General features: G+C 46.4%; 8 protein-coding genes and 1 riboswitch. Of the genes, 4 read left to right on the top strand and 4 right to left on the bottom strand.

Annotated elements, in window-relative coordinates:
- Positions 1–197: 197 nt before the first annotated feature.
- The 3 genes from QT984_RS29035 to QT984_RS29025 all read left to right on the top strand — a co-directional run bounded on the left by QT984_RS29035 (position 198) and on the right by QT984_RS29025 (position 2870).
- Positions 198–644 carry a cation transporting ATPase C-terminal domain-containing protein gene (locus QT984_RS29035; RefSeq protein ID WP_333056979.1) on the top strand — a complete coding sequence of 149 codons (447 nt, stop codon included), beginning with the start codon at positions 198–200 and terminating at the stop codon, positions 642–644.
- A gap of 721 nt (positions 645–1365) precedes the next feature.
- Positions 1366–1638, top strand: coding sequence for a hypothetical protein (locus QT984_RS29030; RefSeq protein WP_333056978.1), 273 nt, complete (start codon positions 1366–1368; stop codon positions 1636–1638).
- Between the two features lie 422 nt (positions 1639–2060).
- Entirely contained in the window at positions 2061–2870 is an 810-nt protein-coding gene (locus QT984_RS29025) for a glucose 1-dehydrogenase (protein WP_333056977.1), read from the top strand.
- 217 nt (positions 2871–3087) lie between these two features.
- Here the strand turns inward: QT984_RS29025 and QT984_RS29020 are convergent, their stop codons facing one another.
- Positions 3088–4713, bottom strand: coding sequence for a cation:proton antiporter (locus tag QT984_RS29020; RefSeq protein ID WP_333056976.1), 1626 nt, complete (start codon positions 4711–4713; stop codon positions 3088–3090).
- Between the two features lie 91 nt (positions 4714–4804).
- Positions 4805–4893: riboswitch (Fluoride riboswitch) on the bottom strand.
- Positions 4894–5362: 469 nt separating this feature from the next.
- Positions 5363–6373 (bottom strand): Gfo/Idh/MocA family oxidoreductase, encoded by a 1011-nt coding sequence (locus QT984_RS29015; protein WP_333056975.1) that lies wholly within the window; start codon positions 6371–6373, stop codon positions 5363–5365.
- Between the two features lie 527 nt (positions 6374–6900).
- On the opposite strand from QT984_RS29015, the gene QT984_RS29010 reads away from it, so the two are divergent.
- Positions 6901–7200 carry a ferredoxin gene (locus tag QT984_RS29010; protein ID WP_333056974.1) on the top strand — a complete coding sequence of 100 codons (300 nt, stop codon included), beginning with the start codon at positions 6901–6903 and terminating at the stop codon, positions 7198–7200.
- 347 nt (positions 7201–7547) lie between these two features.
- On the opposite strand, the gene QT984_RS29005 is transcribed toward QT984_RS29010, so the two are convergent.
- Complete coding sequence (locus QT984_RS29005) at positions 7548–9203, bottom strand: SpoIID/LytB domain-containing protein (RefSeq protein WP_333212621.1); 1656 nt, start codon at positions 9201–9203, stop codon at positions 7548–7550.
- A 209-nt stretch (positions 9204–9412) separates the two neighbouring features.
- Positions 9413–10600 (bottom strand): M20 family metallopeptidase, encoded by a 1188-nt coding sequence (locus QT984_RS29000; RefSeq protein WP_333273992.1) that lies wholly within the window; start codon positions 10598–10600, stop codon positions 9413–9415.
- Between the last annotated feature and the right edge of the window lie 337 nt (positions 10601–10937).

The following is a 10937-nucleotide window of genomic DNA, read 5'->3' as shown; positions in this document are numbered from 1 at the left end:
TTATTCATCTTTTTATTCACGATCGAGTATTGCATATAATAGTATCATAGTCTTGATAATCATTTAGGATTGCTATATACCACAACTGTATATAAAGCATTACAACTGTTGAACTAGCTTGCCTTACCCGTACTTACCGACACCACACTGTGTTTGCACGGGAGCCTAGAGGCCGTAAATTCTCGTTACCTGAGACTATGCAGCGATCGCCCCGCCGTCCCAATGAACCCCTATTAACGAAAAAATTGCTGTGGCGCATCCTGATTATTTCCATCTTCAATCTCATTGCTGTACTTGGAATTTTTGAATTGGCTTCGCAAGCCACAGGTAATATCAATTTGGCTCGGACAATGGCAGTCCATACCATCGTTTCCGCAGAAACCTTTTACTTATTGAGTATTAGCCAATGTATTCCATCTCTGTTTGCGTATTTTAAATATCGCACTCCAGAAATTGCCTTGATTCCTGCGATCGGTGTGGCTTGTGTGTTTATATTTCAAGTTTTCTTTAGCCAGTTGACTTTCATAAACCCGCTATTTGCTACCCAACCGCTTAGTTTTATTCAAGCTCTCATTTGTATCGGTGCAGGGATTCCAGTCATTGTGCCTGCTCTGTTTTTAAAGCGGTTTGCTCCTCTTGCGTAATGTGATAGCGATCGTCACTCTAATTGGCGCGGCTGGAATTTATGCGTTTGAGCGCGAACTTCCTAATCGATCGCCCTATGCGGTTATTTGACAGCAACGCTGCCTACATTTTTTGTGAGTCAGGATGCTGAGAGCGATCGATCAGAAATAGCGGCTACACAATCAATTCAAGCAGTGTCAACCGAAATTACTGCACTGCCAAGGTTCAATCCTGCTTGACGAAAAGGTTTAGACTTGTGAATTGCTAACCTTGGATTTGAGCATGAAGTCGATCGCTCTCGATGCGATACTATAGAATCGATGATGTCTGTCCAATTATAGATCACCTTTTACTCTAAACTCTTCCAAGCGATAGATGATTTTTGATTTTGGGAAATTTACTATAACAATACCCTCTACCCACTCACATAAAACTACTTAAAATAAGGGAAAAAACAAGCCGAATAAATTCATGACAGGGAATCCCAAAAAACTTGATTCAGGATAAATCCTATATTGCACTGTTCAATAGTGCGGACTATTTTTCTAGGACCCAATGGCTAATTTTCTATGACTTTGAGCCCCGGTGGATAATTAAATCAATGTCATCTCCACTCCTGACTTGCATTTAATTCGACTTTCTTATGTTCCTTGCCATCTAAAGCTTGTAGTATCATCCCCAAAAAACCAACTGTATTGAATGTTAACCTGATTCTATTTATTACATTGACACGAGAAACTCATGGAAAACACATTGTTCGATCGCACATTCCGCGACAGCGAAGGTCAAATTGTTATAGCTCAGATGCCAAATCTACCACTGAGTGTCGGGATTATAGCTAGTTTATTAACGCTCATTGTTACAACAGGAAAAGTTAATCTAGGGTTGGATATAGTAGCCTTTGGCTCTTTGTTTACTTGGGCTTGGGAAGAATTGTTTCAAGGCGTTAATTACTTTCGTAGAGCATTAGGTCTGATTGTGCTGCTTGGTCTAATTGCGGGGAAACTTCAATAATTAGGTCAGCATAAATCAAATCAAGAAGGTATATAAGCTGTCACGCATTTAAATTGCATATTCTGGGCGGGATATTAGGCCCACCCCACCCCAAGGGGATTGTTTTGTGACATTCAGTTTAAATGCACAACAGCTTAGCACTGGGAGCATCTCAATGAAAGCAGCCCAGCCCAAAATTGGAGTTTTGAGGCAGGAATTTTGAGGCTCTCTTGCTGCGGGGAAAGAGGAAGAAGGAAGGATCCCGAATAAGTGTTTTTACAAATATGAGATGCTCCCGGACGATCGCGGGGGTGGCGATCGGCATCCTGGATATTGATGAAATGCGTGGGGAAAAGACAGAACAACCTTCTGGTTGATGTAGAAGCCAGTTGGCTTAAGGTTTCGGTTAAGATATTTTGTTGTGAATCTCTGGGAGAGCAATTATGAAAGGTTTAAAGGGAAAAAACGCACTAATTACTGGAGCGAGTTCAGGCATTGGGCAGGCGATCGCCATTCGTCTCGCCCAAGAAGGTTGCAACATTGCCGTTAACTATCGCAAAAGCTTAGAAGAGGCAGAAGATACGGAAGAAATAGCTCTGCAAAAAGCCTGTGGACAAGCATCGGAATGCGGGGTTGAAACCCTATTAGTTCAGGGAGATGTCTCCAAAGAAGACGACATCCTTCGTATGGTGAATACTGTCATTGATAAATTTGGTAGTCTCGATATCCTGATTAATAATGCTGGGATTCAAACAGAAAGCGCATCCCATGAAGTGCCAACCGATGAATTCGATCGTGTGATTGCAGTAAATTTGCGAGGTGCATATCTCTGTGCGCGGGAAACCATTAAGCATCTGTTAGAGCAGCAGCGCCCTGGCGTGATTATCAACATTTCGAGTGTGCATGAAATCATTCCCCGCCCGATGTATATTAGCTATTCCATCAGCAAAGGCGGCATGGGAAATCTGACTAAAACCCTAGCGTTGGAATACGCAAACCGAGGCATCCGTGTCAATGCTATTGCGCCCGGTGCGACGATTACACCGATTAATGAAAGCTGGACGGACAATCCAGAACAAAAGGCAGTAGTGGAAAGCCATATCCCAATGGGACGGGCAGGCACATCGGAGGAAATGGCAGCATCTGTTGCGTTTCTCGTATCAGATGAAGCGGCTTACATTACGGGACAAACGCTCTATATTGATGGTGGATTGACCCTCTATGCTGACTTTCGCGAAGCTTGGTCTGCCTAGACTGACAATGAACCACTTGCCCAGTTGCGGAATGACTGTGAACTGCTCAAATTGAAGGAGAGGTTTGATAATAAAAAATTCTTTTGAATAAATTTAGGCTCGCTGCGATCGAGCCTAAATCGGGGTTAAATAACGCCTTGATTATGAACCGCAGAGGGCGCAGAGGACACAGAGAGGGGAGAAGAGGATCGAGGGGATATAAAACCCATATTTGGGATTACTTGTAACTAGATTCTACCAAGATGACAGGAAGAGGACTGGTTTCTAATACGGCTTGAGAAACTGAACCTACTAGCACTTGTTCCCAAGGTTGATGCCCTCGTTTTCCGATCGCAATATATGTCACTTGCCGAGCTTGCGCCACGCGGATAATCTCCTCTGGCACTGTACCAGAAAGACTCAGGAACTCATAGCGAATATCTGATAAGATTCGTTGTGCTTGTTGTTGTAATTGGGCGATCGCCTTTTTATCTCCCAGGTTATCCACATACAAAACAATCACATCCCCGTCACTGCGCCGAGCTAAGTCTGCCGCCTTAGTTAAAACATCTGTTGTTAGGGGAGAATTGTCTACGGCGGCGAGAAAAACTGGACGGCCGGAAATCGCTACTTTGGTCGGGTCAACTTCGCCTTTTTCTAATAGTTTGGGAGCAAAGGTAGGAATTGCCCAAGCACCCAAGGGAGCCGTTACTAAAATTGAGAGGGCTGCGATCGCCAAAATCGTCTCGCCACCAGCAATGCCCTGAGCTAGGGGAATCGCCCCAATCGCCGCCTGTACCGTGGCCTTAGCGGAATTTCCTGCTAGCAAAAACAGCCGTTCTTTCCCAGTCCAATTACTACCCAAGGTGGAAAGATACCAACCGAGCGATCGCCCAATCAGAGTCCCAATCGCCAACACCAACAAACCAACCAGCAAGGTATTGCCTAATACATTAAGTTGAATACTTGCTCCCAGCAGCACAAACAAAATAATTTCCGCGATCGTCCACAAACTATCAAACCCACCCCGTAATCTTCGTGCTAAAGGCGCATCCAACTCAATCAGGAAAAACCCCGCCCCCATGACAGCTAAATAGCCAGAGAAAACCGGAATATGTTCGGCTGATACTACCAGCCCTAGGGCAAAGCCAGCAGCCACTAGGGAGTCCTGAACCGCAGTTTGAGTCCAGTTTTGCTTGACTAATAGTGCCACCAAAATTCGAGCACTCACCCATCCCAACAGCACCCCCAAGGTAATTTGGATGATGATTTGAAATGGCAGTAATTGCAGAGGGCTGAGGGTGATTCCTCCGAGTAAGGTAATGGCTGTAGCTTTCCCTTGGGACAGAAAAGCTAGCAGTAGGCTAAACACCAGCAACAGCAATACATCTGACAAGGCACTTCCCGTCAGAATTGCATCGGGAATTCCTTTTTTTACTCCCCAACCAAGACTTTTTAACCGCAGCATTCCGGGAACAATTACTGCTGGAGATTCTGCGCCAATGATGCAGCCTAGCAGTAGCCCCGTCAAAAAATCAAACTGAAGTAGCCACATCGCAGCGACAGCAATAGAGATAGCCTCGCAAGCAGCAGGCAGAAAGCCTAATCGCAGCGCCACGGTTCCCTGTTGGGATAGCTTTTCGCGATCGAGTCCTAACCCCGCCTTCATCAAAATCACCATCACGGCTATGGTGCGAAGAGAATTCGCTGCGCCCAAAACCTCTGGGCTAATGACATTCCCCAGTTGCGGGCCTAATAAAATGCCCACCAGCACCATACCTACGAGTGCTGGAGCTTTCAGCCGTCGAGCAATCTGCCCGACAAAAAAGCCCATTAATAAAATCCAGATTATACTTTCTAACATCACGCCACCTTAAATTTGAATCGATGAAGGTGACTTGTAGGGGAAAGATCGATCGAGGCATCCGCACCATCCTACCCTTCCGCCACAAGTCGGAACAGTAGGAGCCATCAGCCTTTTAAACGTTATGAAGATTATTAATAACGAAGGGCGGTTTCGGCGAGCTCCATCGCCATCATTACTTTTATACCACTATTGAAGCTGATATTCCATTTCCGTGCCTCCCGGAATGCCTATCCTTGTTCATAAACTTCGACAGTTTGAATCCATCTTTTTGGGATGGAAACTAGCTCAGCTCCTGGAAGGATTGCTATAGCAATCCTTCCAGGAGTCGTACAAAAATTTAGGGGTAATGCCTTTCTTTGCCTACCCGGCATCATGGGGGCAACCACGAGGGGTTTGCCTCTAGGAATGAGAATTAAATAACTTAGAATTTTGATGGTTCTTGTGGGATGGGCGTCCCGCCCGTCCAGAAAGGGCGGGCTATAAGAGCCCAACCCACTTTCAAGAGTGTAAATTATTTAATTCGCGATCCCTACAAGAATTACACAAATGATGCGAGGATTGCTATAGGTAATTGAGAAGGGTGCAATATCTCAGTTATATTGGATTTTTACCCAAATTAAATAACCTTCTTTTTCCTAGCTTTTTATTAATTTATAAGTGCGATAGTTTGTCGAGTTTCGCTCGATCGCCTCGCAGCATCTGCCACCTTCAAAGCGTACAAACTACTGGCATTATTCACGTACAAAGGCGTACCGTTTGACAAATATTCCAACACCATATCGGTGTCTTTGGCAAACAAGCCGCGCCGCGTTCCTACTTTGAGGTTGCGCCGATTTTCTCCCTGAATAAATTGACCGGATTCAGGAGTGAAAACCAGCGTTCCTGCTTCACCGTAGATAGTAAAAATGTTTTCCGACTGCCAAAAAGTCTCTCCTTTTCCATAAACAGCTTCAGCGACAACGCCATTGGCAAAGCGCAACTGTGCGTTGCACAAACAAGCTTTGTAGAAATCCGGCTGACTGTCCCAAAATTGAGCTTGACAGTTAACGCTTGCCACTTCCCCGAACAAATCAGTAAATCGGTGCAGTCGCGAAATTGCACCAACTAACGGAAAGCCAAAGAGGGAATGTTGATAAGTCCACCGCTGCGGCGCTGGATGTTGAGGAGTAATAGTAATGTAGCGGGCGTAAAAAACTTTACCGATTAAGGGCAAAGATTCTTTGATTGAGGAGTGCAAACCGCCTAAGAGTTCGATGTGTTCGATGTGGAGGAGTTTTTGCTTTTGGGCTGCAAGTTCGATCGCCCTTTCTGCTTCAGATACGTCTAAAGATAGAGGATATTCCACCACAACGTGCTTGTTATTTTCTAGGGCTGCCAGGACGATCGCCCCGTGATCCCGGTTCACCGTACAGACAATCACCAAATCTAAATCGTCTCTTTCTACCAGCTTGCGCCAGGAAACCGCAGCTTCTGCCCCGAACCCTTGACAAAATTCTGCGGTTTTCTCCGGGGAGTGGCCCGCAAGCGCTACCAAGTGCGATCGCCCATCAGCTTGAATTGTCTGGGCCCTCAACTTAGCGGCAAAACCAGTACCCACAATCCCCACGCGAATTGGAGAATTAACTGAAAAACCAAAGCGAGTATCAATATTAGTCATGGGATTTGAGATTTAAGATTTTAGATAGTTACAGACTTGCGCTGCAGGGGTTTAGGGGTTCTATGGCCCCGATTTTAACCTGTGGTTGTGGTGCGATTTATGGGATCGAGCCTTCAACACCCAAGTCTTGATGTCGATCTAACTATACATTTCACCGCCGGCAGGGACTTGCCTTGCAGCAAGTCTTGCTGAAACTCGATCGACACAGCGCATACCCACAACCCGGTTTTTGTGCTGTAGGGCTCAAAACAGGATTTTTCCTAGAAACCGGATTAATTCGCGCAAGTCTTGCGGCAACAGTATCACAAGGCTGAACCCAAGATAGGTATAAGTAATCAAGATGAAATTAGAAAAAGTTATAACTAATCCCATTCAAATATTTTGTAAATAAGTGTGTCAACCTCCCTTATATCCCCTAATATCATAGAGGGAACGAACCTAATACCTAACCTCAAAGCTAATAGAGCCTTGAAGGTTGCATTAGGAAAAATTATCAATCTTGTTGAATTTTTGAGAGGATTTAGTGCATGGCAACTTATAAAGTTACCCTCATCAGCGAAGCCGAAGGAATTAACCAGACCATTGACGTTGATGACGATACTTACATTCTTGATGCTGCTGAAGAAGCAGGACTCGACCTCCCCTACTCTTGCCGCGCTGGAGCTTGCTCCACCTGCGCCGGCAAAATTACCAAAGGCGAAGTTGACCAATCCGACCAATCTTTCTTGGACGACGACCAAATCGAAGCTGGATTTGTCCTCACCTGCGTCGCCTATCCCAAGTCTGACTGTACGATCGAAACTCACAAAGAAGAAGAGCTCTACTAAGAAAGGACGCTCTGCGTGATACCCTAAGAAACCCGGTTGCTCGTTTCCAGAATTAAGAAGCTGAAATACGGCAATTATTTTAAGAAACCGGGTTTCGGTGTCTAACACTGCAACAAAGCCGCCAGCAGTCTCTCACTCCCATCTATGAATTCGTAGCTGTTTGAGCAGATAGCTGGCCCAATAATTTTAGATTTTAGATGGCCGATTTTAGATTAACTGTGAAACCAATCTAGAATCCAAAGTCTAAAATCTAAAAGTTTTACGGCTAATATTTAGTCTGGCGTGGCGCGAAATTTATTTGTGTAGTGGCGATTTAACTCGCCGACTCTTAGGCAGACTTCGATCGCCTATTCGCGCCAAAATGTAATGTTATCGCTAAGCGGGACAACTTGGGCGCCGGGAAAATAAAAGCCCAGAATTTGAGATCCATTCCAGCCCAAATTAGCCAAATTGTAAGAACCAGTCTGACTCATTCCCACGCCGTGTCCAAAACCGCCTCCGACAAAAGCATAACCATTGAGAGTTTTGTCTGGATTGTAAATTGGTTCTAGGTAAAAAAGCGTGCTAATCGGCGGGTAAAAAGCATTGCGAATCTCGTCTTTGTCGATATCAATCGGGCCCAAGTCAGTTTGAACCTTCATTTTCAAAACTCGACCTGCGGGCGACCTTTCTACCACTTCCACCTGAGTGACAGTTTTCAAATTAGCCATCGGGTGCTGTTTCTTCTGAAGATACTGTTTGAGAAATCCAGCAATCGCGGTCAAAGAAGCGGGTTCGCGCCACCGAAATGTGTCTTCTTTTTCCTCATTAAACCCTTTTTCCAAACTGATAAAGCGGCGGAAATTGTTTTCGTCAGACAAACTCTGCTTGGACAAATCCCACACCTTATTAGGGGAATCGACGATCGATCGCAAATATGGACGTTCCGCGCCCTGCCACACATCGTTAAAAGAGGCTGTCACGCCGCCGCTAGACGCGGAATAGAGCGCGTCTACTAGCTGATTTTCGTAAGTTAGCACCAAACCGATCGTTTGGGCGATCGCCTTATCACTTTGCGGGTAAACCTCCGTCAAACCCTTATAAACTTGACAGTTAACATCAGCGCACAACTCATAATTATCCACAGCAAACCGGCGCAAATTTCTCAGGGCGTAGGTTCTCGCCAAAATAGTTTGAGCGACAATCGAAGCGTAAGGCGAAAAAGCCCCAATTTCGTGAGGAACAACACCCCGCAAATAAGTTTCCGTCAGCACTTCATTCACCAAAGTATAAGTGCCGTAAGCATTTTTTTGCAGGCGCAAATTCCCACCATAACGGCGAGTTTGTTGAATAGCTTTTTCTGGTTCAATAGCTGTCGCCTCTTGGGTAGTTTGTTCCAATACCTCAATCACATTTTTACCGGCCGTCACATCCAACTCATTGCGGTTGAAACGAAAGCCGTTTAAAACCCAAAAAGCCTGGGGTATTTGCTTCAAAACTTTGGAATCCAAAAAAGCTGTTGTGTTCCCTTGAGCTTGCAAACTTTGCAACAGCCAGCGCCGCACCAAAGGAGAGTTGTAAATATCTCTTTTTGCCCAAACTTGCCAGCGAAAAGGTTGAGCAATTTCTACCTCAATTCCCTGGGCGCGCCACTGATTAGCGCTGTCTTCCGCACTCTCGAAACTGCGGTGAGAACTTAGTACCACTCGTTCTTCTACTAAGGGCGTTTCCAGCGGTTTCGGGGCTATTTCTAACTTGACGCTAGCAGCAGTTTTGGTTTCTATGCCTTGAGGAGTTTTGTAACGCAAAGTTAAGCTGTCGCCCGGTAATGCTTTCAGCGTCAGTTTGTCGGTTGCTTTCGTGCCAAACCGCTGCACCACGCCGATTTTGATGGGTCTATTTTGGGGACTTTGGGCGTATCCCGCAGCGCTGAAAAGAGGTAACAGGCACAATGCGGTGAAAACAGTCCTAGAAATGCAGCTAAACCATTTGTAATTGGGAGTTGGAGGTGCTTGAGCGAACACGGTTATCTGTCTCGCGATAGTTGAAATTGGGGGATTTTTGATTGTAGGTTAGCACATTTAGCGACTGCTATAGGGGAATTGCGGAAGATAAGGTGGTTTGGTTGCCAGAATTCTGTTAAGCAGCTAGGCGCAAATAAACTTTACATCAAGCAATTTTGAGCTATTACCCACCCCACAATCTTATTACGGGTAATTCAATGAAAGCGAGTTTACCTACTTACTTGCTGTTTCCAATATTGGTAGGCGGCATAGGCCAAGGTGACAGCGCCGGTGACAATAGCCGCTTCATCAACCTCAAATTGCGGGTGATGGAGGGGATAGTTCGGTTTGTCAGTCAGTCCCACTCCTAAGCGAAACATGGTTCCCGGTGCGTGTTCTAAGTACATCGAAAAATCTTCCGCGCCGAGGGATGGTTCTGGTAAAATCTGGACGCGCGATCGACCTAAAGCTTCTAAAGCCGCAGTTTCGACTAATTGCGTGAGTTTGGGGTCGTTTTGGACTCCGGGCACGCCGCGCTTGTAGGTGAGTTCGTACTTAGCGCCGTAAGTCGCGCAAACGCTGGAAACAATTTGTTCGATCCAAGCCGGCAGTTTTTCGTGGGTTTCTGGATGCAGCGATCGCACGGTTCCCAGCAATTTTACTCGATCGGCAATCACGTTCGGCGCTCGTCCGCCGTTAATTTGCCCGATCGTCAAAACCAGTGGCCTCAAAGGATTTTGCGTGCGGCTAATTGCCTGCTGCAAAGTGGTAATTATCTGAGAAGCAATCCAAATTGCGTCGATCGCCTCGTGGGGACGCGCACCGTGGCCGGATTCGCCCATCACAATCAATTCTAGGTCATCTGCCGCCGCCGTCAGGGCCCCGTGGCGGATACCGACGCAACCGCCGGGAATCGTCGGAAAAACGTGCACTCCGAGGATGCCGTCAACATCTTGCATCGCCCCGTCTTTAATCATCCATTGAGCACCTTGGGCAATCTCTTCCGCCGGCTGAAACAAGAAGCGGACGTTACCGGGCAATTTTTCCTCTAGCTGAGACAATATCATTGCTGCGCCCAAACCGACGGTGGTGTGGATGTCGTGGCCGCAGGCGTGCATGACTCCCTCGTTGCGGGAGGCAAATTCTAAGTTAGTGCGTTCTTGAATCGGCAAAGCGTCCATATCGGTGCGAATTGCCAGCCACCGGGACTCGCTGCTGTTGCCTTTGAGTTCGCCGAGCACTCCTGTTTTGCCGATTCCTTCGATGGCGCGGACTCCGCTGGATGCGAGAACTCCGGCTACGTAGGCGGCGGTTTGATATTCTTGGCCGCTGAGTTCGGGGTGGGAGTGGATGTGGCGGCGTATTTCGATTAAGCGGGGTGCTAGGGTGGCGGCTAATTCTTGGATGCGGGGAAGCATGAATTTTGTTGGGGAGTGCGGTACAAGTTGTAGTCAACTAGGTTAACGCATATGTTTGGGGGTGAACAGGGTTATAAGGGGCTAAAGTGCGATCGGGCTTTTGGATGGCAATGCTATTTCGTTTGTGAATAGGATTTTTTTTTTAACCGCAGAGGGCGCAGAGGACGCAGAGAATAGAGAGGAAAGAGAGTTAGGTTGAAACCAGGAATAAACGTCTATATTCTAGGTTCAAAGGCTGATTTTTAGTTAATAATATGATGTCCGGTGTGCGATTCGTTTAGCCTAAATGGATAGGTTCTCCTATCCAGGGACGGTTAGCCTGACTCCGCTGCGAGTT

The organism is Microcoleus sp. Z1_B2 (assembly GCF_036700325.1).
Lineage (GTDB): Bacteria > Cyanobacteriota > Cyanobacteriia > Cyanobacteriales > Microcoleaceae > Microcoleus.
Note: the sequence above shows the minus strand (reverse complement) of the source record. Positions and strands in the feature narration are given on the sequence as shown.